Source organism: Nocardioides szechwanensis (assembly GCF_900103935.1).
GTDB classification, from domain to species: Bacteria; Actinomycetota; Actinomycetes; order Propionibacteriales; family Nocardioidaceae; genus Nocardioides; species Nocardioides szechwanensis.
Genome location: NZ_FNIC01000008.1, coordinates 64,515 through 86,244, shown reverse-complemented (window position 1 = coordinate 86,244; position 21,730 = coordinate 64,515). Strand labels below are relative to the sequence as shown.

24 protein-coding genes and 2 pseudogenes are annotated in these 21,730 nt (G+C 68.5%); 17 read left to right on the top strand and 9 right to left on the bottom strand.

The genetic code is table 11. The annotated features are described in order from the left end of the window. Window positions 1–452 precede the first annotated feature (452 nt). The 6 genes from BLR90_RS17520 to BLR90_RS17495 form a co-directional block, all read right to left on the bottom strand. Entirely contained in the window at window positions 453–1,061 is a 609-nt protein-coding gene (locus tag BLR90_RS17520; RefSeq protein WP_091026522.1) for a hypothetical protein, read from the bottom strand. Then, entirely contained in the window at window positions 1,058–2,044 is a 987-nt protein-coding gene (locus BLR90_RS17515; RefSeq protein ID WP_091026521.1) for an ABC transporter permease, read from the bottom strand. The genes BLR90_RS17520 and BLR90_RS17515 overlap by 4 nt, the downstream gene beginning before the upstream one ends. After that, a complete protein-coding gene (locus tag BLR90_RS17510) occupies window positions 2,037–2,981 on the bottom strand; it encodes an ABC transporter permease (RefSeq protein WP_091026520.1) in 945 nt (314 codons plus the stop codon). Before BLR90_RS17510 ends, BLR90_RS17515 begins: the two co-directional genes overlap by 8 nt. Further along, the gene (locus BLR90_RS17505; protein WP_091026519.1) at window positions 2,978–3,712 is read right to left on the bottom strand and encodes an ABC transporter ATP-binding protein; all 735 of its coding nucleotides are present in this window, start codon (window positions 3,710–3,712) and stop codon (window positions 2,978–2,980) included. Before BLR90_RS17505 ends, BLR90_RS17510 begins: the two co-directional genes overlap by 4 nt. A 157-nt stretch (window positions 3,713–3,869) precedes the next feature. Beyond that, window positions 3,870–4,334 carry a hypothetical protein gene (locus BLR90_RS17500; RefSeq protein WP_091026518.1) on the bottom strand — a complete coding sequence of 155 codons (465 nt, stop codon included), beginning with the start codon at window positions 4,332–4,334 and terminating at the stop codon, window positions 3,870–3,872. A 129-nt stretch (window positions 4,335–4,463) separates the two neighbouring features. Then, window positions 4,464–5,279, bottom strand: a complete 816-nt coding sequence (locus tag BLR90_RS17495) for a metallophosphoesterase family protein (protein WP_170254360.1) — start codon at window positions 5,277–5,279, stop codon at window positions 4,464–4,466. Window positions 5,280–5,454: 175 nt separating this feature from the next. Here BLR90_RS17495 and BLR90_RS17490 point away from each other — a divergent pair, with 175 nt between their 5' ends. From BLR90_RS17490 to BLR90_RS17435, 12 genes are all read left to right on the top strand, one after another. Further along, window positions 5,455–6,255 (top strand): response regulator transcription factor, encoded by an 801-nt coding sequence (locus BLR90_RS17490; protein WP_174812379.1) that lies wholly within the window; start codon window positions 5,455–5,457, stop codon window positions 6,253–6,255. Window positions 6,256–6,269: 14 nt separating this feature from the next. Continuing rightward, window positions 6,270–7,628 carry a sensor histidine kinase gene (locus BLR90_RS17485; protein ID WP_143016255.1) on the top strand — a complete coding sequence of 453 codons (1,359 nt, stop codon included), beginning with the start codon at window positions 6,270–6,272 and terminating at the stop codon, window positions 7,626–7,628. A 222-nt stretch (window positions 7,629–7,850) separates the two neighbouring features. Beyond that, window positions 7,851–8,513 carry a response regulator transcription factor gene (locus BLR90_RS17480; RefSeq protein ID WP_091026621.1) on the top strand — a complete coding sequence of 221 codons (663 nt, stop codon included), beginning with the start codon at window positions 7,851–7,853 and terminating at the stop codon, window positions 8,511–8,513. A 131-nt stretch (window positions 8,514–8,644) separates the two neighbouring features. Then, the gene (locus BLR90_RS17475) at window positions 8,645–9,967 is read left to right on the top strand and encodes a sensor histidine kinase (protein ID WP_170254359.1); all 1,323 of its coding nucleotides are present in this window, start codon (window positions 8,645–8,647) and stop codon (window positions 9,965–9,967) included. A gap of 82 nt (window positions 9,968–10,049) precedes the next feature. Next, window positions 10,050–10,877, top strand: a complete 828-nt coding sequence (locus BLR90_RS17470; protein ID WP_091026513.1) for a COG4705 family protein — start codon at window positions 10,050–10,052, stop codon at window positions 10,875–10,877. Between the two features lie 118 nt (window positions 10,878–10,995). Then, on the top strand, window positions 10,996–12,399 hold the full coding sequence (locus tag BLR90_RS17465) for a ferredoxin reductase family protein (RefSeq protein ID WP_091026512.1): 1,404 nt from the start codon (window positions 10,996–10,998) through the stop codon (window positions 12,397–12,399). Between the two features lie 15 nt (window positions 12,400–12,414). Continuing rightward, window positions 12,415–12,855 (top strand): FMN-binding protein, encoded by a 441-nt coding sequence (locus BLR90_RS17460; RefSeq protein ID WP_091026511.1) that lies wholly within the window; start codon window positions 12,415–12,417, stop codon window positions 12,853–12,855. A 101-nt stretch (window positions 12,856–12,956) separates the two neighbouring features. After that, window positions 12,957–13,709 carry an FAD:protein FMN transferase gene (locus BLR90_RS17455; RefSeq protein WP_091026510.1) on the top strand — a complete coding sequence of 251 codons (753 nt, stop codon included), beginning with the start codon at window positions 12,957–12,959 and terminating at the stop codon, window positions 13,707–13,709. Window positions 13,710–13,982: 273 nt separating this feature from the next. Next, window positions 13,983–14,303 (top strand): PepSY domain-containing protein, encoded by a 321-nt coding sequence (locus BLR90_RS17450; RefSeq protein WP_091026509.1) that lies wholly within the window; start codon window positions 13,983–13,985, stop codon window positions 14,301–14,303. 446 nt (window positions 14,304–14,749) lie between these two features. Beyond that, window positions 14,750–15,406 carry a DedA family protein gene (locus BLR90_RS17445; RefSeq protein WP_091026508.1) on the top strand — a complete coding sequence of 219 codons (657 nt, stop codon included), beginning with the start codon at window positions 14,750–14,752 and terminating at the stop codon, window positions 15,404–15,406. Continuing rightward, window positions 15,403–16,344, top strand: a complete 942-nt coding sequence (locus tag BLR90_RS17440) for a glycerophosphodiester phosphodiesterase (RefSeq protein ID WP_091026507.1) — start codon at window positions 15,403–15,405, stop codon at window positions 16,342–16,344. The genes BLR90_RS17445 and BLR90_RS17440 overlap by 4 nt, the downstream gene beginning before the upstream one ends. A 239-nt stretch (window positions 16,345–16,583) precedes the next feature. After that, entirely contained in the window at window positions 16,584–16,919 is a 336-nt protein-coding gene (locus BLR90_RS17435; RefSeq protein WP_091026506.1) for a PepSY domain-containing protein, read from the top strand. A 427-nt stretch (window positions 16,920–17,346) separates the two neighbouring features. Here the strand turns inward: BLR90_RS17435 and BLR90_RS21695 are convergent, their stop codons facing one another. Together BLR90_RS21695 and BLR90_RS21790 are read right to left on the bottom strand one after the other, a co-directional pair. Beyond that, window positions 17,347–17,607, bottom strand: coding sequence for a tyrosine-type recombinase/integrase (locus tag BLR90_RS21695; protein WP_281245425.1), 261 nt, complete (start codon window positions 17,605–17,607; stop codon window positions 17,347–17,349). A gap of 562 nt (window positions 17,608–18,169) precedes the next feature. Beyond that, window positions 18,170–18,247 (bottom strand): annotated as a pseudogene (locus tag BLR90_RS21790) (hypothetical protein); the annotation flags it as partial. Window positions 18,248–18,519: 272 nt separating this feature from the next. On the opposite strand from BLR90_RS21790, the pseudogene BLR90_RS21550 reads away from it, so the two are divergent. From BLR90_RS21550 to BLR90_RS17400, 5 genes and pseudogenes are all read left to right on the top strand, one after another. Continuing rightward, a pseudogene (locus BLR90_RS21550) lies at window positions 18,520–18,695 on the top strand (YnfA family protein); the annotation flags it as partial. Window positions 18,696–18,738: 43 nt separating this feature from the next. Then, entirely contained in the window at window positions 18,739–19,122 is a 384-nt protein-coding gene (locus BLR90_RS17415) for an ArsR/SmtB family transcription factor (protein ID WP_245715374.1), read from the top strand. After that, window positions 19,119–19,889, top strand: a complete 771-nt coding sequence (locus BLR90_RS17410; protein WP_091026505.1) for a cation diffusion facilitator family transporter — start codon at window positions 19,119–19,121, stop codon at window positions 19,887–19,889. Before BLR90_RS17415 ends, BLR90_RS17410 begins: the two co-directional genes overlap by 4 nt. A 108-nt stretch (window positions 19,890–19,997) precedes the next feature. Then, window positions 19,998–20,366 (top strand): methyltransferase family protein, encoded by a 369-nt coding sequence (locus BLR90_RS17405; RefSeq protein ID WP_170254358.1) that lies wholly within the window; start codon window positions 19,998–20,000, stop codon window positions 20,364–20,366. Continuing rightward, on the top strand, window positions 20,363–20,932 hold the full coding sequence (locus BLR90_RS17400) for a hypothetical protein (protein WP_091026503.1): 570 nt from the start codon (window positions 20,363–20,365) through the stop codon (window positions 20,930–20,932). Before BLR90_RS17405 ends, BLR90_RS17400 begins: the two co-directional genes overlap by 4 nt. A gap of 131 nt (window positions 20,933–21,063) precedes the next feature. Here BLR90_RS17400 and BLR90_RS17395 read toward each other — a convergent pair whose 3' ends face one another. Beyond that, the gene (locus tag BLR90_RS17395) at window positions 21,064–21,612 is read right to left on the bottom strand and encodes a class I SAM-dependent methyltransferase (RefSeq protein ID WP_176943983.1); all 549 of its coding nucleotides are present in this window, start codon (window positions 21,610–21,612) and stop codon (window positions 21,064–21,066) included. Between the last annotated feature and the right edge of the window lie 118 nt (window positions 21,613–21,730).

Genomic DNA, 21,730 nt, shown 5'->3' with positions numbered 1-21,730 from the left:
GGTCCGGGGGCCGGCGTTGACCCTGGCCCACCACGATGGCTTGATGAGAAGCATCTCCAACCGGTGCCGCTGAAACGACTCTGGCTGTGACCCGTTACAGGCCTGCCTCGTAGTGATTTCACTCCCGGGCCGACGTCGGCAACGACGCCATCCCCCGGTTGAAGCGAAGGAGACATCGCAGTGCCCAGTGTGACAAACAAGAGCGCGCCGATCACCCCCGTGACGGTCGCGTACGTCCGCCGCGCGCCCACGCCTGCCTTGCCATTCTCGTCGGAATCGCGGCTTGTGCGGTCGTCGCGCTGACTTTCGTCTGACCGGGGGGTGTCACGTCGAGGGCAGAACGGGTCGCCCACGGGGGCGGGCATCGCCCGGTGCTGGCCGCTCGCTCTGTCTGCCGTTAGGAAAAGACGCCGATGCCTGCCGGGCCGCCTGTCAGGAGCTGGCTAGCCGCTTCAGTCGGCTTCCTCGGCGCCGCCGGCGTCCTTGGTGACGGTCGCGGTCTGGGGTGCGCTGTCGGTGGCGCTGACCTCGACTGTGAGGTCGAGGGCGTTTGGGTCGGTGTAGTAGAAGCTGTACTGGTTGACCGGGAAGTGGTCGGTAGCGCCGGTGTTGTCGAAGTGGATGACCCGGTTGTCGCCGCCTTCGATTACGAAGTCGGCCGGGAGCTGGGAGTAGTAGCTCTCGGTGTCGGAGGTCTTGGGGTCGGTGATCGTGTAGTAGACCTCGAACCCGGAGAGCTCGGTGGTGCCGGTGTTGGTGACGGCGATCTCGAGGTGGTCGTCGACGGCCTTGCCGGAGGGGTCCTCGTTGTTCTCGACCAGGACGCTGGCGATGGTCAGGGTCTGGGTGGTCGAGGTGTTGGTGATCGGGTTGCCGGTGACGGGCAGGACCGCGCCAGCCGACTGACCCGTCGAGGCTGCCGGTGTGCCGGAGGGATTGCCGCCGGTCCCGGTGGTGGTGGAGCCGCCGCAACCGGTGGCGAGGGCCAGGACGGCGGCGAGGCCGACTGTGGTGAGAGCGGCCCTGCTGGTGCGGCCGTGGCGGGGTGTCGGGATGTTCATGAGTTTCCTCCGGTTTCGATGGGCTGTTGACGGCTCAGAGTGCGGCGCAGGGCAGCGAAGAGCACCGCTGCGTAGGCGAGGAGCCATGCGATGTTGTTGCGGGTCTCGTTGAGGAGCCAGGACAGGCCGTATGGGCGGTAGCGCTCCTTGACGTCGGTCATGGCGAAGGCGAAGCGCTCGAAGTGCTTGGCGAGAGAGGCCTCCTCGATGCCGGTGCGGACGCGTTCGTAGCCGGTGAAGTGGGTGAGGACGGCCAGCTCTCCGTCGTGGTCGAGGCCCAGGGCTTGGAACAGCCCTCCGGGGAGCTGGTTGTCGGCGTCGAGGGTGTCCCCGATTTGAGGCAGGACGAGGACGACCACGAGCCAGATGCCCAGCGCGATGGTCAGTCCGTTCACAGGGACTTTGGCCCTGGCGGTTGCGATGGCGCCCAGGCAGTAGAAGGCGCTGAGGTAGAGCAGTGCGGCGAGGCAGGCCAGGGTCACACGCAACACTTGGATCGGGCTGATCCAGTCGTGGCCGATCAGACCGAGGGAGACGACGCCGACGAGCGCAGTGGCGACGATCAGCGTGGCGAAGATGCCGAGCGCGCCCAGATAGCTGCCGGTGGCGAGCTCGGCGCCGGTTAGCGGCCGGGACCGCATCAGGGGCAGGGTCCGGTTGACGCGTTCGCGGGAGACCGAGAGGTAGCCGAGGGTGATCGCGATGATCGCGCCAAGGATCTCGATGTACTCCAAAGCACCGCGAAGCAGTGCGAGCACGGCCAGCGGAGAGGGGGCGATACGGGTGAGCCCTTGGGCCTCGGCGGCCGCACGGTAGGTGTTGTAGTCGGCAAGCTGGGCGGCATAGTCGCTGGCGCCGATCAGCACCGAGCCGATGGTGGAGGCGACCAGGATGGCGATCAGGATGACCAGGACGCGGCTTCGCAGGGCAGCGCGGTACTCGTGGCGCGCCACCTGGGTGATCCGGCGGGTGGACTCACTCATCGCTGGCGCTCCTGGAGTAGTCGTGTCGCTGGATCCGCCAGAGCACGAGCAGCGCGAGGGTGGCGGCGGCGATGAGGGTGGGCAGCACGCTCAGGGCCGTCTCGGCGGCGGTGGTGGCGGGTGTCGTACGCAGGATGCTTGAGGCGGCGTCCTTATAGCCCTCGACGAGCGAGATCGGTTGGGCGAGGTGGGTGATGCGGAAGAAGCCCTGGGACAGGCCGGCGGGTTCGCTGAGAGGGTTCAGGGATTGGGTCGGGCGGAGCCCGGAGACGAACTGCGGCAGCACGAAGGTGACGACGATCCAGACCGCGATCGCCGAGAGTAGGGCCAGGGACCTGCGTCGGATGAGCAGCGCAGTGAGCATGCCGATCAGGGCGAAGACCACCAGGTAGGCCCAGGACAGGGCATAGAAGCCCGTGAGTCTGGCCAGGTCGGGTCCGTTGAGGGTGCGATTCACGATCAGTAGCGCGACCAGGCTGAGTGCCCAGCATCCTGCGAGGGCAGTGGCCAATAACCGGACCGCACTGAGGATCTTGCCCAGGGCGTACTGGGTGCGGGCGATGGGCCGGGTGAAGATGAGGCGCCCCATCCCGTTGGTCTGGTCCTCGGCCATGGCCAGGTGGCCGACCATGAGGGCGATCAGGGCCCCGATCAGGGGGATGTAGACCACCATGTTGGACAGCAGCGACAGGCTCGGTTTGAGCAGGAACGGGTTGGCCGGTGCGGGATTCCCGGCTGCGGCTTGCAGCTGGACGGCTTGGTCGAAGACCCGCACGATCGTGTGGTGGCTTGACCAGCCGAGGATGCCGGCCATGGCGGTGACCATGATCAGGGTCGCCACCCCGATCAGGCGGACTCGCTGACGTCGGAAGGTCAGGGCCTGCTGGGCCGAGACCGTGCCGATCACGGCCCGGCCGCTGGTGGAGGTGGCGGTCATGGTGTTGGGCCACCGACTCGGACGTAGATGTCTTCCAGTGACGATTCGTCGGGAAATCGGAGCGTGGTGTTCTCGATGCTGTCGTTGTAGATGAGCTCGCCGTGGTTGAGGACGCCGATGGTGGTGCACACCTTGGAGACCTCGCTGAGCAGGTGGGTGTTCATGAAGACCGTCATGCCGAGCTCGGCGTTGAGCTGGGTGATGGTGTTGCGGAGTTGGCGTACGCCCATGGGATCCAGGCCCGAGGTGGGTTCGTCGAGCAGCAGCACATGGGGTCGGTGCACGATCGCCTGTGCGATGCCGATGCGTTGCCGCATGCCGGTGGAGAAGGTGCCGACCCGGCGCTTGGCGAGGTCGGCGCACCCCAGGAACTCGAGTGCCTCCATGGCCGCGGCGCGCGCATCGGGTAGCCCGGAGAGCTTTGCGAGGAACTCAAGGTTCTCCAGGGCGCTCATGTGTCCGTACATGCGCACGTCGGCGGGGAGGTAGCCGATGCGTCGGGTCACCTCGCTGCGTTCGGTGACCACGTCGTACCCGCAGACCGCGGCCGTGCCGGCCGTGGGGGTGATCAGGGTGGTCAGGATGTTCATGGCGGTGGTCTTGCCGGCACCGTTGTGGCCGAGGAACCCGAAGACTTCTCCGTGCTCGATCCGCAGGTCCACGCCACGCAGGACGAGGTCGGTGTCGTAGCGGTGCTGAAGTCCGCGTAGCTCGATCGCGGGTTCGTTCATGACGTGGGTCCTCGCAATGCTCGGGGTGGGGACTAGCCCCATGGGCGCCCTGGGTGCTCCGGGCAGAGAGGTGGGGCCTGTTGCGGGTGGCAACAGGCCCCACCGTGGTGCCGACAGCTGCCGGCGAGTTCAGCGACCTGAACGGGGGACGAGTCGCTTACTCGGTCTCGCCGGACTCGTCGGCGTCCTGGTGGCCGGGCTCGTTGGGGTTGGCGTCCGGGCCCTGGTCGGCACCGTCGTTGGCTTCCTCGGCGCCCTCGGTCTCGCCGGACTCGTCGGCGTCCTGGTGACCGGGCTCGTTCGGGTTGGCGTCCGGGCCCTGGTCGGGACCGTCGTTGGCCTCCTCGGCACCCTCGGCGCCTTCAGGGCCCTCGGTCTCGCCGGACTCGTCGGCGTCCTGGTGGCCAGGCTCCTTGGGGTTGGCGTCCGGGCCCTGGTTGGCGCCGTCGTTGGCCTCATCGACCTCGGTGGCGTCGTCGACCTCACCGTCGCCATCGGACTGCTGCACGATCGGGGCCGGGTCATTGGTAGTGGCCTGGGCGGTGACTGCGCCGCCGATGCCGAGTGCGGCCAGGATCGCGGCGGCGCCGGTGATCGCGGCGTTGCGCTTGAGGTTCCTCATGCTGTGTCTCCTCGGTGGGTGGTCGCCGGTTGCGACCTCGTAACTAGAGAGTGCCCGGGGGCCACTGTGAGGAGGCTGAGGAATCCTGAGGACTCCCTCAGCACCAGCGCGGTCGCGGCTGCTGCATGGCTAATGGGACAGCTCGACGGAGTCGAAGAGCATGCCGGACTGGTCGATCGCGCGCAGCGTCAGGCGGTCGTCCTCGGCGAGGAGATCGACGTAGTGGAGGGTCGAGGTGCTGACTTCGGTGAAGTCCTCACGCCCGGTGGGGCGGAGCGTGGCCGCGCCGCCGGAGACCACGTAGGTGACACCATCGATCGGTTTGGACCGCTGGTAGTCATGGTCATGGCCCGCGAGCACCAGCGGGACGTCGTACTGCTCGAAGAGCGGCACCCATTGTCGCTGGATCTCTTGGTCTGAGCCGTGGTAGCCGGCGGAGTAGGCCGGCTTGTGCATCGCGACGATCGTCCAGGCAGCATCGGTCGGGGAGGCGAGCGTTTCCTGTAACCAGGTGGTCTGGGCGGGATTGTCGACCTGCTCGGTGTCGAGGACGAGGATGCGGACGATGCCGACCTTGTCGGCGTACCAGGTCTGCTCGCGCCCGACCTCGGTGAGGATGGCGGACGGTTCGTCGCTCAGGTAGTCGTGGTTGCCCAGCACTGGCACCAGGCGGGCACCACGACCGAGGATGGGCATGAAAACGTCGGTGATCCTGCTACGGGCCTGGTCCGCGTCGCCCTCGGGGTAGATCAGGTCGCCCAGCAGGACGAGCCCGTCGTAGCCACGCTGGCGACTCTGGTCGACCATGGTCTGGACGGTGTCCTCGATGGCGCTGCCTGGCCCGGTACCGGTATCGCCCGCCACGGCGATACGTGTGAGCGTCATTGTCGAGACCGCTGGGGCCGGGCTTCTCGGGAGTTCCCGGGCTGGGGTCGAGTCACCCACGATCCCGAACCCGAACAAGGCCGCTGCACCACATCCCGCGGCGACGACCCCTCCGACGAGGCCGATGATGGCGCGCCTCGTCACGTAACCGGGCCTATCACAAAGCGGCGTCCGGGACGCCCGCGTCCCGACATTGCGGAGCCCCTTCGCTCGGGAGGACATGAGTTGCCTCAGCATGCGCCCGATCGGCTGTGAGGAACCTGAGAAGGCCCTGCCCGAAGTGTCTTCACAGCGTGTCCTCAGCCGCGGCCCGCCAAGATGGGAGCTGACAGGGAAGGCAGGTCGACTGGTGCGGATACTGATGGTTGAGGACGAGGTCCGTCTCGCGGAGACCGTGAGACGGGGTCTGGTCGCCGAGGGCTTCGTCGTCGACCTCGTTCACGACGGGGCCGAGGGGCTCGAACACGCGCGGTCGCGCGACTACGACGTACTCGTCCTCGACATCATGCTGCCGTCCCTGAACGGCTACGACGTCTGTCGGAGCCTCCGGGAGGCCGGTGTCTGGACGCCGGTGCTGATGTTGACAGCCAAGGACGGCGAATACGACCAGGTCGATGCCTTCGATCTCGGTGCCGACGACTACCTGACCAAGCCGTTCTCCTTCGTGGTCCTCGTGGCACGGTTGCGGGCACTGGTGCGACGTGGTGCGCCCGAGCGTCCCACGGTCTTGAAGGTGGGGGACCTGACGCTGGACCCGGCGACCAGAATGGTGCACAGCGGCGTAACCGAGATCGACCTGACCCCGCGGGAGTTCGGATTGCTGCACTTCCTGATGCGCCACCCCGGGGACGTGGTCTCCAAGCTGGAGATTCTCCAGGCCGTGTGGGACCTGAACTACGAAGGCGACGAGAACGTCGTCGAGGTGTACGTCGGCTACCTCCGCCGCAAGATCGATCAGCCCTTCGGCCGGCAGTCGATCCAGACGGTTCGTGGCGTGGGCTACCGCCTGTCCGGGCAGGGGGCTAGTCAGCGATGAGGAGATTTCGCGGGGTGCGCTGGCGGACCACCGCGGCGGCCACCCTCGCCGTCGCGGTCTTCCTGGCTGTCGCAGCGCTGGCGTTCGCGTTCGCGCAGCGCCAGCAACTGGAAGCCTCCATCACCGAGGCCGCCCAACAGCAGGCCACCGACATCGCCGCGCAAGTCGTCCAGGACGGGGCCGGCGCGGACCTTGCCGCCGGCGCCGGGGACCAGTCGCTGGTACAGATCGTCGACGCAGACGGGAACGTCCTCGCCGCGAGTCCCTCCGTAGACGGCGAACCGGCAGTGGTCGACGCCCGACCAGACCCGGGATCGACCAGCACCATCCGCTCAGGGGCGCTGCCCATCGGTGAGGGTGAGGACTTCGTCGTGGTCGCCTTGGGAGTCACAGGGCCTGACGGCCCGGTGGTGGTCCTGGTCGCGCAAAGCCTCGAGTTGGTCGGGCAGTCCACCGCGGTGGTCGTCACCCTGTTGCTCATCGGCTATCCCGTGGTGCTGCTAGGGGTCGCCCTGACCTCCTACTGGCTGGCGGGTCGAGCCCTTGCCCCGGTGGAGGCCATCCGGACCCGGGTCGCCACGGTCCAGGGAACCACGGAGCTGGATGCGCGGGTGCCTGTGCCCGATGGCGACGACGAGATCTCCCGGCTGGCGGTCACGATGAACGCGATGCTAGAGCGGCTGGAGACCGGCAGTGACCGACAACGTCGATTCGTCGGGGACGCCTCGCACGAGCTGCGCAGCCCACTGGCCACCATCCGCGCCGCCCATGAGATCGCCGCCCTGCACCCTGAGACCCGCGACTTCACTGCGACCAGCCGCGACGTGCTCGCCGAGCTCGACCGCCTCGACCACCTGGTCGCGGACCTGCTCCTGCTCGCGCGCGTCGACGAACACGGACTCAGGGTCCGATCTGTCGACGTCGACGTCGACGACCTGGTCAACCAGGAGGCGGAGCGACTCCGCAAGCTCGGCACCGTGACGGTGACCGTGACGGCGCCGCCAGCGCGTATCCACGGTGACCCCGTCCAGCTCGCCCGGGCGTTGCGCAACCTGGCTGACAACGCCGCACGCCACGCCGAGGGTCACGTCGACCTCACCCTGCAGATCCGCGGCGACAACGTCGAGGTCGTGGTCGAGGACGACGGACCGGGCATCCCTGAGGCCGACCGCGAACGGGTCTTCGAACGCTTCGTGCGTCTGGATGAGAGCCGCACCCGCGCCAGTGGTGGCACTGGTCTGGGGTTGGCGATCGCCCGGGAGATCAGCACCGCGCACGACGGGAACCTCAACGTCGAGGTCGGCACGCGCGGAGCCCGTTTCGTGCTGGTGCTTCCCTATCAACGAAACGAGCGCGAGGCTGCCGACCAGTGAGGGGAGCAATCGCCCAGGCAGGCAAATCAGGACTCGTGCGGGCTACCGTGAGGCGTCCAGGCCGGGCCACTCAGCATGGTGGCCTACTGCGAAACGACGGGCCAGCGACGAGAGGCAGAGCGCGGTGAGAAACGAGGATGGCTCGGCACTCGCCCCCGCTCTGAACCGGGCCGCCATGTCGGTGGACCGAAACCTCCCGAGCCGCGACGGAGGGGAGTGCTGATGGCCGTCGTCGGGGTTTGCGAGGACGACGTGGCGCTGCGGGGGGTGCTGGTTGCGGCGTTGAAGGGTGCCGGGCACGAGGTCATCTCGACGAGCACTGGAGAGCAGGCGGTTCGCCTGCTGGGCAAGGACTCGGGTGTGCAGGTGTGCGTGCTCGACATCGGGCTGCCCGACGCGGACGGCCGGGATGTGTGCTTGGCGTTGCGGGCGGCGGGCCAGCCGGCGCCGGTGCTGTTCCTGACGGCACTGGGTGCGGTGCACGAGCGTTTGGCCGGGTTCCACGCCGGTGGCGACGACTACCTGACCAAACCGTTCGCGGTGAGCGAGCTGCTGGTCCGCCTCGATGCTCTGGCCCGACGAGGAACGACCCCGGTGGCGTCGGAGACGGGACTGCGGCTCGATGCCGGCAAGCACGCGATCACGTTCGGTGCCCAGGAGGTGCGGCTCTCGCCGACGGAGTTCCGGTTGTTCGCGACGATTGCTGGTCGCGACGGCGAGGTGGTGCGGCGGGGCACGTTGGTGGCGGCCGGTTGGCCGGACGGGGCGATGGTCAGCGACAACACCCTGGACTCCTACATCCGACGGCTGCGAACCAAGCTGGAGGGCATCGAGGCCCCGGTCGGGATCGAGACGGTCCGTGGCGTCGGGTACACACTGCGATGACCACCGACTCGCACCCGGGCGGGGCACCGCAGGCGGCACCAGACCACGCATCATCCGAGGCGCCTGAGACATCATCAGGGGTTGGGCTGATCCTCGGGTCCCGGCTGCGGCAGCAGGTGGTGGGGACGACGGTGGCGCTCACCCTGATCGCGATGGCGGCGTTGACGTTGTTGGTCCACGAGGTCCTGGCCTCCACGGTCGAGGGCGATGTCAGCGGGCTGCTGCAGGATCGGGCGGACGCCGTGACCTCGACCCTGATCGTGCGGGACGGACAGGTGGTGGCCCAGGAAACCCCCACCGAGACCCTCGACCGGTCCACCTGGGTCTACGACGACACCGGGCGTCTGGTCGAGGGGGCGCCGGCTGAGGGCGCGCTGCGCCGCACGGTCGAGGAGCTGTCGACCAGCCAGCAGCGGTCCACCGCGAGCGTCGATGATGAGTATCGGCTGCTCGCGGTGCCGGTGCAGCTGGGGGCTGCTGGCGAGGTGTCGGCGGTGGTGGTGGTCGCGGTCAACCTGGCGCCGTATGAGCGGACCGAGCACTATGCGCTGTTGGTGACCCTGGCCCTCGGGTTCGTCGTCGTACTCGGGAGCGCGGGCGTGGCGGCGTGGAGCCTGCACCGCGCCCTGAAACCGGTCTCGTTGATGGCGGCCCGGGCCCGGGAGTGGAGCGAGCAGGACCTGGACCGGCGTTTCGCCCTGGGCGAGCCAAACGATGAGATCTCCAGCCTGGCCACCACCTTTGACACCCTGCTGGGCCGGGTCGCGGAGGTGATCCGCTCCGAGCAGCGGTTGTCCCAGGAGATGGCGCACGAGCTGCGCACCCCGCTGACCACCGTGCGCGCCGAGGCCGAGATCGCGGCCCTGCATCCGGACCTCCCCGAGGAGCCACGAGCGGCCCTGACCCGGATCGTCGCGGCCTGCGACACCATGTCGGATGCGATCACGGCGCTGATGGACCTGGCTCGCACCGGTGGCGTGGTCGGTCGCAGCACGCCGGGTGACGTGCTCGCGCCCCTGCTCGAAGAGTCGCAGCTGCGCCCCGGTGCGCGAGTCACGGTGACCTCGGTGCCCGACGGGGTGCTGATCGCCGGGCCCTTGGACCTCGTGCAGCGCGCCCTGTCCCCGTTGCTGGACAACGCGGTCCGCCACGCTGCTTCCCGAGTCACGCTGCGCGTGGTGGCACGCGGTGCGCTGGTCGAGTTCCACGTCGAGGACGACGGCCCGGGTGTCGAGCCCGGCGAGGTCGAACGACTCTTCGTACCCGGCCACCGGGGCGCGACCAGTGACGGCGCCGGCCTGGGTCTGCCGCTGGCGCGTCGGGTGGCGCGCTCCCTCGGTGGCGACGTGGAGGCCGTGGCGCGCCTCGACAGTCGGCCGGGTGGCGGGCACTTCGTGCTGACCCTGCCCTCGGTCCCGAAAGGACCGGCCCGGTCACCCGAGCAACCGGAGTAGCCCTTCGGTAGTCAGGTTGTCGGCAGGCCGCCTGAGTCACGATCCCTTCAATCGACGCACACGACTTGAAGGGACACATCAGATGAGCGCCATCACCCGAGGGATGACGGGGGACCGTCGAGATATCGCCAAGGCGATGCTCAACAAGGTCCCCGAGGTCACCTTGTTCTTCTGGATCGTCAAGATCCTGGCCACCACCGTGGGCGAGACCGCCGCGGACTTCCTGGCCACCAACCTCAACCTCGGCCTCACCACCACCAGCCTGATCATGGCCGGCCTGCTCGCCGTGGTCCTGACCGTCCAGTTCCGCACCCGCCGCTACGTGCCCTCGGTGTACTGGCTGGCGGTGGTGCTGATCAGCATCGTCGGCACCCTGATCACCGACAACCTGGTCGACAACTTCGGCGTCAGCCTGGTCACCACCACCGTGGTGTTCGCCGCCGCCCTGGCCGCCACCTTCGCCGCCTGGTACGCCAAGGAGCGGACGCTGTCGATCCACACCATCGTCACCTCACGCCGTGAGGGCTTCTACTGGCTGGCGATCCTCTTCACCTTCGCCCTCGGCACCGCCGCCGGCGACCTGGTCGCCGAAGGATTCGCCCTCGGGTTCGGCGTCTCGGCACTGATGTTCGGCGCCCTGATCGGCGTGATCACCCTGTCCTACTACAAGTTCGGCACCAACGCCGTGCTGGCCTTCTGGATCGCCTACATCCTGACCCGGCCCCTGGGTGCCTCGATCGGCGACCTGCTCTCCCAGCCGACCAGCGCCGGTGGCCTGGGCCTAGGGACCACGGTCACCAGCGGCCTCTTCCTGACCACCATCCTCGCGGTCGTCATCGGGTTCTCCCGGAGCGAGAAGCACCGTCAGCCGGCCGAATCCGACACCGACGCCCAGGCTGCCGCGGCCTGAGGCACCCCCGACGGTGGGGCGGGTCGAGATCCCCCGACCGGCCCGTCCCACCCCACCGCATCACCCGCCACCACCCCGCAGTGACCCGACAGTGACCTGAGAGAGAGGAGACAGTGAGATGACGACGACCCTGGCCCACCCGATACCCACCCCCGAGTCCGCGCGGGCCAGGGGGAGTCGCCCCGCCCGCCGCACGGTGAGTGAACGCGGACTGCTCACCGTGGTCCTCGCTGGCACTGCGGCCGTCCTGGGACTGTGGTGGCACGACACCACGATCCTGGCCGGCCTGGGGGAGTGGCTCACCTCGGCCGGGCGGCTCACCGGTCTGCTCGGCGGCTACGCCGTCGCAGTCATCCTGCTGTTGATGAGCCGTGCACCCTGGATCGAGCACGGCCTTGGCTCGGACCGGCTGGCCCGCTGGCACGCCATGGGCGGCCGCTACCTGCTCAGCCTGCTGATCGCGCACGCCGTGTTGATCACCTGGGGCTACGCCATCACCGCCCAGACCGGGTTCCTTGCGGAGGCCTCGACCCTGTTGGTCGCGGTCCCCAACGTCTTGCTCGCCACCATCGGGCTCGGCCTGCTCGTCGTGGTCGGGGCCATCTCGGCCCGCACGGTGCGCCGCCGGGTCAGCTACGAGACCTGGTACCTGATCCATCTGCTCACCTATATCGCCGTGGCGTTGAGCTTCCTGCACGTGCTCTCCGCCGGCGCTGACTTCCAGACCGGCTGGGCCAAGGCCGCCTGGATCGCCCTGTACGCCGCGGTCGGCGCCGCCCTGTTGTGGTACCGGTGGCTGGTCCCGGTCCGCGACGCCCTGCGGCACCGGCTGCGGGTCGCCTCGGTGACCACCGAGGCACCCGGCGTGGTCTCGATCACCGTCGCCGGTGAGGGCCTGGACCGGCTCGGCGCCCAACCCGGACAGTTCTTCCGGTGGCGGTTCCTCACCCCGTCCGGCTGGTGGCAGTCCCACCCCTTCTCCCTGTCCGCGACACCGACCGACACCGAGCTGCGGATCACCGTCAAGGACCTCGGCGACCACAGCCGCGACCTGCAGCGCCTGCGTCCCGGCACCAAAGTGATCGCCGAAGGACCCTACGGGGCCTTCACCCCGGCACGCCGACGCGGCCACGGCGTGCTCCTGCTAGCCGGCGGCATCGGGATCACCCCGCTGCGCACCATGCTCGAGCACCACGCCCACGACACGGGCGCTGACACCGAGCTCGATGCTGGTCCAGTGACGTTGCTCTACCGCGCCAACCACGCCGAGGAGATCATCCTCGCCCATGAGCTCGACACCCTCGCCCGAGCCGAGCACATCGAGGTGCACTACGTCCTCGGTGCACCCGGCAGCGACACCGACGTCCTCGTCGACCACCGCCTGCGCCACCTGATCCCCGACCTGGAGGACCGCGACGCCTTCGTCTGCGGCCCACCCCGATTCATGGACGCCGCCCGCGACAGCCTGCTGCGCTGCGGCGTCCCAGCCCGACACATCCACACCGAACAGTTCACGTTCTAAGAAGGCGGAAGAGCCATGAACCGTCCCGCACTGGCCACCGCCGGCACCGTCCTCGGACTGCTGCTGCTGATCGGCGGGAAGGCCGCCACCTCGGCCGACCCGCTCGCGTTCGGCGGCCAGTCCAACGTCGCGCTGGCCCCGACCGCGCAGGGCACCGTGACCGGACCGTTGATCACCACCCGCTACGGACCGGTCCAGGTCCGCGTCACAGTGAAGGGTGGGAAGCTGACCGACGTCCAGGCCGTCGCTCTGCCCACCGGTGGGAAGTCGGGCAGCATCGCCGACTACTCCGCCCCCATCTTGCGCCGCGAGGCGCTGGCCGCCCAAGGGGCCGGCATCCACGCCGTCTCCGGTGCCACCTACACCAGCGAGGGCTACGCGAGCTCGCTGCAGGCGGCTTTGGACCAGTTCGCCAACCAGCCAGCCCAGGCCGCGCAGACGGGCCAGGGCGCATGATCCCCCCGACGACCTCACCACCGGCCTCACCCCCGGCACCGGCAAGAGCCTCTGGGCCGCCTGTCGACCGCATCCAGGGCACCCGTCGGATCGTCGAGGTGATGGGCACCGTGTTCACCCTCGATGTGCGCGACCTCGACCCCGCCGCGGCTGCGGTCGATGAGGTGGTGGCCGGGTGGCAGTGGGTGGACGACACCTTCAGCACCTACCGACCCGACAGCCAGATCACCCGGCTGGCCAACGGCTCACTGCTCCTGGACGAGTGCGCACCGGAGGTGCGGCACGTGCTCGACCTGTGCCAGCAAGCCGCCACAGCCAGCGGCGGCTACTTCACCGACCACCCCGGAGGACGGCTCGACCCCTCCGGCATGGTCAAGGGGTGGAGTGTCGAGGTGGCCAGCAACCTGCTGCTTCGTGCTGGTTCCGAGCACCACTGCATCACCGCCGGCGGTGATGTGCAGTGCGTTGGAGTCCCCGGACCCGGTGATGCCTGGCGGATCGGCATCGTCGACCCCTCCGACCGGCACCGGCTGCTCGCCGTGGCCAGCCCGTCGGCGCAACACGCTCGCCTGGCCGTGGCCACCTCGGGGACAGCCGAACGCGGCCCGCACATCATCGATCCCGTCGCCGGCACGTTCGCCAGCGAGCTCGCCTCCATCACCGTCGTTGGGACCGACCTCACCCTCGTCGACTGGGCCGCGACCGCCGCCTTCGCCATGGGGCACAACTCCCGGCCATGGCTGGACGGGCTCGACGGCGTTGATGCCTACGCAGTCACCCCAGACGGCGAGTACTGGTGCACCGACGGGTTCGAGGCCCTGGCACAGATCCTGACCGACCCTCTCGGTCGCTGAGGGGCGCGGGTCGCCATCCGAGCCCGTGCTGGTGGAAACCCGGCGGCCCCGGATCACCACCCACCGCACCCATCGGTGCGCGACCTCGCCCCCGACTGCCCCGACTCCGGTCGCCCCCGTGAGCGCTGAGGTCGTGGATCGACGACATGGTCAGCGTGGCCCCGGGCCCTCGACCAGTTGAGGCCAGGGACTTGCGAACCAGGGTGAGGGGAGTTCAGCGTGACTTCAGCCATCGGCTGACACTCTGGACACCATCGATCACCAGGAGCCGACATGAACCGGAAGACCAAGACAGCAATCGCGGCAGGAGTGCTCGTGGTCGCGACCGGCGCAACCACGGGGGTCGCCGTCGCCACGGGCGGCGACGACACCGAAGGCCCGATCACCGGTGACGCCCTGAAGCAGGCCAGCGACGCAGCCCTCGAGTTCACCGGCGGCGGCAAGGTCACCGGCACCGAGGTCGGCGATGAGGAGAGCTACTACGAGGTCGAGGTCACCCTGGGCAACGGCGACCAGGTCGATGTCCAACTCGACAAGGCCTTCCAGGTCGTCGACTCGAAGAACGAAGGTTCCGAGGACCCGGCCGACGACTGACACGACCCGGGCAGGACTGCGCCTCTGACGACCGAGCCGCAGCTTCGGTGCCCGCTCCCAGACTCGACACGGCGCCTTTGACCTGCCCTCACGACCCTGAGGCGGTCGTGGTGCCGTCGCCATCCAGCGCCGCGGCAGGCAGCCATCCAAGCGTGCAGTTTCGACCGCTGGCCGAGGGCTGGCCCACGGAGCGACCCCACCCGGGAGCAACCCACCTCCGCTCCGATCCAACGAGCCACCGGCTCCGGGTCGGTGCCCCCGCGATACCGGGTGGTGCCGCTGATGGGTCGCGATGTGCGCCGCGCTGCAAATGCGCCGAGGTGTGCGGCGACGTGTGCGGCGCGACGCACTCCGTGGTGTCCCGTGTGGTGTCCGCCCGGGTTGGACGCTGGGGCTGGATGCTTCAGTCAGGTGATCGGCAGGTGACCGCGCCTACCGTCCGAGTCATGATCGCCGCCCTGACACCCTTCCTGCTCGTCCTCGGTCCGGTCGCACTGCTGGTCGCGATGGGCATCGTGTTCGCCGAGACCGGGCTGTTGGTCGGGTTCTTCCTGCCGGGTGACTCGCTGCTGTTCACCCTCGGCGTCCTGGCCGCCGGGGGGCTACTGCACCTCCCGTTCTGGCTGGTCGCGGCGGGCCTGCTGCTGGCCGCGGTGGCCGGCGACCAGGTCGGATACCTCCTCGGGCGCCGGTTCGGTCCCCGGGTGTTCTCCCGCACCGAGTCGCGGTTCTTCTCCCGGTCCCATGCCGAACGAGCCCAGGCGTTCTTCGCCAAGCACGGGCCCAAGGCGGTGGTGCTGGCCCGGTTCGTACCCGTGGTCCGAACCTTCACCCCGGTGGTCGCCGGCGTCGCCCGCATGCCCCGGCGCCAGTTCACCGCCTACAACCTCCTCGGCGCCATCGCCTGGACCACCGGCTTGTTGACTGTGGGGTTCTACCTCGGCGGGGTCCCACTGATCGCGGCGCACGTGGAGCTGTTCGCGATCGGCATGGTCGCCCTGTCCCTGATTCCCGCGGCCATGGGGCTCGCCCGGAGCCGCAGGACCCGGGCCCAGCAGACGTCGCCGACGCTGGAGCACACCAGCCCCAAGGTCGCGGCATGATGCCCCGGCGGACCGCCGTCGCGGTGTCGCTCGCCGGACTTTTCGCTGGACTGCTCGCCCTCCCGCTGTCGGCACTGCTCAACACTTCAGAGCCGACCACGCGAACCGTCAAGACGGCGCCCAGCAACGCGGTCGTCACCGCGCGATCATCGCGGCCCGCGAACGTGATGGTCATCGCGCACCGCGGATTCTCCGACATCGCGCCCGAGAACACCGTGCCGGCCATGCGCGCGGCGGCCACCGCGGGCGCCGACCTTGTCGAGTTCGATATCCAACGCACCGCCGACGGGCACCTCATCGTGATCCACGACCCCACGTTCGCCCGCACGACCGACGTCGCGACGGTCTTCCCCGGCCGCGAGGCGGACCCTGTCGGCAACTTCACTCTCGCGGAGGTCTGGCAACTGGACGCGGGCTCGTGGAAAGGCCCCCAGTTCGCGGGCACCGGCGTCCCGACACTGGACGAGCTGCTGACCGCCGTCCAACCCACCGGCTGCGGGTTGCTCCTCGAGCTCAAAGACCCCGCTCTGTATCCCGGCTACGAACGCCAAGTCGCCCAGGCGCTCTCCCAGCACGGCTTCATCGGCTCCGGCCGGATCTACGTGCACAGCTTCGACGCGTCCTCGCTGACCGCCTTCCACCAGGCGGCGCCTTCGGTGCCACTGGGCCTGATCACCGAGGACGGCACCAGCGCCGGCACTACCGGCCAGGACACCTGGCTCCGCACCGTCAACACGGCCACCGGCTCGATCACCGACGCAGGCGTCGACGGCGCCCAGGCCCTGCACCTGAAGGTGTTCGCGTGGCCACTGGATCCCAGCCAGAGCAGCGCTGCCCAGGTCGAACGACTCGTCGACGACGGGGTCGACGGCATCATCACCGACAACCCGATCCTGGTCCGCCACGAGATCGCCGCAGCCGGGTCGACCACGACGTAGCGCCCGCGGCAGCAAGGCAGGATGTGCCCGCGAGTAGCACGCCGAACCGCCACGGTGTCCGGCAGCCAAAGCCGGAACCGGCGCACCACGCCTCGCGGCGGCCACCGGCGGCATCCTCATGGTTGGGCCAAGAAGGGCCTGGCGGACCTGACGTGGTTTGCGTCTCTTCGTTCAGGGTGGCTTCAGGTCCCGGGGCGCAGGATGAACGCATCCACACTTTCAACCGACGGGATACGACCATGAGGAAGCAAGCCAAGTACCTGGCAGCCGGTGGCGCCATCGCCGTCGTGTTGGGTGGCGCAGGGATGGCCACCGCGACCGGTGGCGCTGACGACGACGCCAGCGACACCCCGATCAGCGGGACCGCTCTCGAGGAGGCTTCCGAGGCCGCGCTGGCGCACACCGGTGAGGGCAAGGTCACCGAGACAGAGGTCGGCGACGAGGAGAGCTACTACGAGGTCGAGGTCACGCTCGATGACGGCTCCGAGGTCGATGTGCAGCTCGACAAGGGTTTCAACGTCGTCGGCTCCGAGTCTGACTCCGGCTCTGAATCCGAAGGCTCCGGCGACGACTGACCTCGGTCTAGATCGTCTGCCAGAACCGCTTCTACCGGCCTCTGGATGTACCGGCCCCTGAATCATTTGGCGTCGCGCGTCGTAGCAGCCCTAGATGCACCTCGCCACCCCGGCGGCCCGCTTCCTACCCCCAAAGGAAGCGGGCCGCCGGCGCCTTTTCCGGTTCGCCGGGCACTCCGCACCCTGTGGATATCTCGTCGCCCGAAGGGCGCACTCGACCCCTCGGGGCCGGGGGTCTTGGGGAGCACTGGGTACGCACAACAACGAGAAGCGACGGCTGACGCTGGAAGGCGTTGACAGACCTTTCCGCAGCCGACGCTTTCGGCAACTACTGAGGGGGTCGAGAACCCCGAATTCAGATGTCGTAGTAGAGCTCGAACCCGCTCGCGGTTGCCATGCGCGCCTCATCCCTCGCCGGGTCCCTGAGTCATGGGTCCCTTCGTGTCTGGACACGCGTAAGCGCATCGAGATTGCGTTGGTCGGTGTCGGGGAGGGTGTGGAGGTACTTCTGGGTGGTCTGGATCTGGGAGTGGCCCATGCGTTCCATGACCGACATCAGGTCGGCGCCGCCGGCCAGGAGCCACGAGGCGTGGGCGTGCCTGAGGTCGTGGACCCGGACAGGGAAGTCGACCCCGCTGGCTTTGACCGCGGGCAGCCAGATCCGGGTCCGGAAGGTGTTCCGCGAGATCGGGGGTGCCTGCCTTGGTGGGGAACAGTAGGTCGTCGTGCCCGATGCCGTTGGCTTTGATGTGCTCGGCGACCGCGTCGAGCCAGGTTTGGCGGACGCCGAAGGTGCGGGGTTCGTTGTCCTTGGGGTACGGCTTCGCGAGGTAGCGCTGGCCGGTGGGGGAGTGCTTCTTGGAGACCTCCACGATGGTCTCCTCCACGGTCAGGGTGCGGCGGAGGAAGTCGATGTGGCGGGGTTTGAGGGCGACGAGCTCGCCCCATCGCAGTCCGGCCTCGATCAGGGTCTCGATCATCAACCGGTGCTGGTCGGGGAGCGCCGGAAGGAGGCGCTCGTACTCGCCCGGAGCGAGGGTGCGGGCCTTGCCGGTGATCACCTTGGGTAGCTCGGTGTGGTCACACGGGTTGTAGACCAGGACCCCGTCCTTGACCGCGCGGACGAAGACCGAGGACAAGAAGACGTGGTACGTGCGGATCGAGCGGGGTGCGAGGCCGTCGGCCTTGGCCTGGGTGACCCAGTCCTGGACCAGCGAGGGGGAGATCTTGTTGAGGCGACGGTGTCCGAAGAAGGGGTGGAAGTGCTTGTCGAGGTAGGAGATGTAGGCCGCTCGCGTACTGGCCTCGACGTGCTTGTTGGCAACCACTCCTTCTCGACGTAGGCACGAAACGTGATGTCGCCGTGGGCGTTGTCGTGCCAGGCCCCGGCGAGCACCTTCTGCTCCTCACGGTTGGCCGCGCGCTGTAGGAGCGATGACCGGGACAAGGTTTCTGGGTCACAAAACCGCGACACATCGGTCGTGGGAGGCAGAGTCATGGTGAACGGGCCAATCAACGGTCAGTTGCGACATCGTGGCGATGGGTCGAATCGTCGATTGCACCCGGATTTGGCGTTCTGAGTCAGCGCACGACCCGGCCACAGCCCGCGAGAACTTCGGGCGCATCCCTCGCCGCCTACGGCGGTGTCTTCGTCGCCGGCTCCCTGGCCTGGGGATGGCGCTCGACGGGTCCCGGTCGGACCGCTACGACATCGGGGGAGCACTGATCTGTCTACTCGGAGTCGCGGTGATCATGTACTCGCCCCGGCCCGCGTGAACACGCTTGACGCAAGCGCGACAAACTCGGATATCATCGCTAAATGGCGATAAATATGACGAACGTCGATAGCGCCCTACCCGACGAGAGCGCCGCCCTGACGGCAGCAGCATGCCTGTTCCACGGGTTCTCCGACCCGTCCCGGCTGGCAATCGTTCGGCACCTCGCGCTGGGCGAGCGCCGGGTGGTGGACCTGACCGCTCACCTCGGGCTGGCGCAGTCCACCGTCTCGAAGCACCTGGCCTGCCTGAAGGACTGCGGCCTCGTGACCTCTCGCCCGGAAGGTCGGGCCTCGATGTGGTCACTGAACCACCCCGAAACCGTCATGGAACTGCTCGCCGCGGCCGAGCGACTGCTCGCGCTGACCGGTGACGCCGTCACGCTGTGCCCGAACTTCGGCGCAGCCACCCTCGAAGGCGCCTCATGAGCACCCACGTCCACACTCACGCGAATCTCGACGCGACCGAGAAGGCCAGGCTCGGCCGACGGGCGCAACTGCTGGCCGCTGCCTCGGTTTCGTACAACGTCATTGAGGCGATCATCGCGATCACCGCCGGCATCGTTGCCGGATCCGTCGCCCTGGTCGGATTCGGCCTGGACTCAGTGGTCGAGGTCTCCAGCGGGCTGATCATCCTGTGGCAGTTCCGCCACAAGCTCCCCGAGTCGCGGGAACAGCAGGCACTGCGACTGATGGCGTTCTCGTTCTTCGCGCTCGCCGCCTACGTGACGTTCGAATCGATCCGAGCCCTGGTGAGCGCGCACGACCCCGACCCCTCTCCGGTCGGCATCGGGCTGGCAGCGGCCTCGCTGGTGATCATGCCGTTCCTGTCCTGGGCACAGCGCCGCACCGGCAAGGCGCTGGGGTCCAACGCGGTCGTGGCCGACTCCACCCAGACCCTGCTGTGCACCTACCTCTCGGCCGTGCTGCTCGTCGGCCTGGTCCTCAACGCGACACTCGGCTGGTCATGGGCCGACCCGATCGCCGGACTGGTCATCGCCGCGATCGCGATCAAGGAGGGCCGCGAGGCGTGGCGCGGCGAGGGCTGCTGCGCGCCCACTACGAATTCCCACGCACACACCCCCGTCGTCGATACCTCTGCCGCCTGCGGTGACGGCTGCTGCAGCAACGACGACAGCACGCTGCTGCAGATCTCGACCGGCAAGCCAGAGGAGCACAACCGTGAACTCGGCTGAGCTGCGTCGGGTGCCACCCTTGGGATGGCTGGCGTTCGGGCTGCTGGCGCGCAGAAGTTGCTGCCCGGCGGCCGTCGCCCGAGCCGCACATCACGCGGCCTTGCCAGGATGATCGTCGCGTTGAGTCTCGGGCTCCTGGCCTGGGCCGTGACCGCCTTTCGGCGCCACGAGACAACCGTCGACCCGCTCGCCCCGGAGCGCGCCAGCCGCCTGGTCAGCGACGGGCCGTTCCAGGTCACGCGGAACCCGATGTGCGTGGCGATGGCCGGCGTACTGGTGGCTCACGCGATCGCCAGGCGCTCGCCCGCTGGCCTCATCTCCGCAGCCGGCTTCGTCCTCCTCATCAACAAGGCACAGATCGAAGCCGAGGAGCGCGCGATGGCCGCCAGATTCGGCCCGGAATGGGACCAGTACGTTGCAGCCACACCCCGATGGCTGAGCCTCCGCTCGCTCCCGCACCGGAAGTCGTGTGCATGAAACGCCCCTCGTACGCCGCCCTCGCACTCACCACGCTCATTGGTCTCAGCGGCTGCGCCAACGACCCCGACCCCATCGACCCCAGGTCAGATCCGAGGATGTCGACACCCAGCTCCAACGGCGCTGCGACAGTCGACGACACCTCGATGCCGCCGTGGCCGGCGCCTACCGACGTGTCCGCCCGCGCGGCAGCCGCCGGACTCGACCTGGGCCCGATGGGAACCGCCGAGCACTACCACCCCCAGCTCCGCATCATCATCGACGGCACCGACGTACCGATCCCGCCCAACATCGGCGCCGACCCCAGCACCGGTGCCATGTCAGCGCTGCACACCCACGAGGGCGATGGAACCCTCCACATCGAGGCCGACTCAGTGGGCGAGGTGTTCACCCTGGGCCAGTTGTTCACCCAGTGGGGCGTGGCGCTGAACCGGCAGCAGATCGGCGGCGCACGTGCGAAACCCGGGGAACAAGTCCAGCTCACCAGCAACGGCGCCAAGGTCACCGGCGACCCGGCCGACCTCCGCCTGGAGCCGAACCAGCACATCGTGCTGACGCTGCGATGAGGTCCTCGAGATTCGAGCTGTGGCGGCATCGGACGCAGATCGCTTAGTCGAAGGAGGCCGCTGCCTGGCGGGTTCAAGCTCGGCCCCAATTGCAACCGAGGACTTCGGCCGCGGGGTTCGACCAGGGCTCGTTAAGGCTGGAGATTGGCGATCACGAACGAGATCTCCGTGGGGGCGCTGGGTGTTGACTTGGTCTCGATGTCTGTGAAGCCTGCGTCGAGCAGCCACGTCTCCACGTCGTTGGTGGTCACGGATCGGTAGATCGTCGGGTCGAGGCGCCCAGGTAGCGGATGCTCGCGACCGCGGAAGACCAGGAGGACCCGGCCGCCGGGTCGAAGTACTCGGGCGATCTCGTCGATCGTGGTGCGCGGCTCGGCCCAGAAATAGACGTTGTGCACGGACATGACAGCGTCGACTGAGTCGTTCGGTAGGGGGATGGTCGCGCCGTCGCTGACGCAGAGTCTTAGAGCCCCGGTCCGGATCTGGTCACGGTTGCGTTGGCCGGCCAGCGTCACCATCGCCTCGGAGACATCAATGCCGGTGGCGGTGGCCCCTCGCGAACTGATCATGCCGAGGGCTCGTCCAGGGCCGAAGCCGATCTCGAGGATGTGCTCACCGTGGGTCGGAGCGAGAAGAGCGATTGCCGCATCGTTAACGGTTGCGGTCTCGGTGATCCACAAGCGACCGATGAGCCGACCACCGATCCCGCGCGGACGAGCAGCCTGCTCCGAGAGGTACCGCTTGAGCGGCCGAGCCGCGGCGGTGGCGGCGCGCTGCGGCAGTGGGCGACGGTCAATG

What these genes read in the sequence shown, in the direction of transcription:
- BLR90_RS17520 (WP_091026522.1), bottom strand. Translation starts at nt 1,061, where the DNA reads ATGAACATCCCGACACCCCGCCACGGCCGCACCAGCAGGGCCGCTCTC.
- BLR90_RS17515 (WP_091026521.1), bottom strand. Translation starts at nt 2,044, where the DNA reads ATGAGTGAGTCCACCCGCCGGATCACCCAGGTGGCGCGCCACGAGTAC.
- BLR90_RS17510 (WP_091026520.1), bottom strand. Translation starts at nt 2,981, where the DNA reads ATGACCGCCACCTCCACCAGCGGCCGGGCCGTGATCGGCACGGTCTCG.
- BLR90_RS17505 (WP_091026519.1), bottom strand. Translation starts at nt 3,712, where the DNA reads ATGAACGAACCCGCGATCGAGCTACGCGGACTTCAGCACCGCTACGAC.
- BLR90_RS17500 (WP_091026518.1), bottom strand. Translation starts at nt 4,334, where the DNA reads ATGAGGAACCTCAAGCGCAACGCCGCGATCACCGGCGCCGCCGCGATC.
- BLR90_RS17490 (WP_174812379.1), top strand. Translation starts at nt 5,455, where the DNA reads ATGCGCCCGATCGGCTGTGAGGAACCTGAGAAGGCCCTGCCCGAAGTG.
- BLR90_RS17480 (WP_091026621.1), top strand. Translation starts at nt 7,851, where the DNA reads ATGGCCGTCGTCGGGGTTTGCGAGGACGACGTGGCGCTGCGGGGGGTG.
- BLR90_RS17470 (WP_091026513.1), top strand. Translation starts at nt 10,050, where the DNA reads ATGAGCGCCATCACCCGAGGGATGACGGGGGACCGTCGAGATATCGCC.
- BLR90_RS17465 (WP_091026512.1), top strand. Translation starts at nt 10,996, where the DNA reads ATGACGACGACCCTGGCCCACCCGATACCCACCCCCGAGTCCGCGCGG.
- BLR90_RS17460 (WP_091026511.1), top strand. Translation starts at nt 12,415, where the DNA reads ATGAACCGTCCCGCACTGGCCACCGCCGGCACCGTCCTCGGACTGCTG.
- BLR90_RS17455 (WP_091026510.1), top strand. Translation starts at nt 12,957, where the DNA reads ATGGGCACCGTGTTCACCCTCGATGTGCGCGACCTCGACCCCGCCGCG.
- BLR90_RS17450 (WP_091026509.1), top strand. Translation starts at nt 13,983, where the DNA reads ATGAACCGGAAGACCAAGACAGCAATCGCGGCAGGAGTGCTCGTGGTC.
- BLR90_RS17445 (WP_091026508.1), top strand. Translation starts at nt 14,750, where the DNA reads ATGATCGCCGCCCTGACACCCTTCCTGCTCGTCCTCGGTCCGGTCGCA.
- BLR90_RS17440 (WP_091026507.1), top strand. Translation starts at nt 15,403, where the DNA reads ATGATGCCCCGGCGGACCGCCGTCGCGGTGTCGCTCGCCGGACTTTTC.
- BLR90_RS17435 (WP_091026506.1), top strand. Translation starts at nt 16,584, where the DNA reads ATGAGGAAGCAAGCCAAGTACCTGGCAGCCGGTGGCGCCATCGCCGTC.
- BLR90_RS17415 (WP_245715374.1), top strand. Translation starts at nt 18,739, where the DNA reads ATGGCGATAAATATGACGAACGTCGATAGCGCCCTACCCGACGAGAGC.
- BLR90_RS17410 (WP_091026505.1), top strand. Translation starts at nt 19,119, where the DNA reads ATGAGCACCCACGTCCACACTCACGCGAATCTCGACGCGACCGAGAAG.
- BLR90_RS17405 (WP_170254358.1), top strand. Translation starts at nt 19,998, where the DNA reads ATGATCGTCGCGTTGAGTCTCGGGCTCCTGGCCTGGGCCGTGACCGCC.
- BLR90_RS17400 (WP_091026503.1), top strand. Translation starts at nt 20,363, where the DNA reads ATGAAACGCCCCTCGTACGCCGCCCTCGCACTCACCACGCTCATTGGT.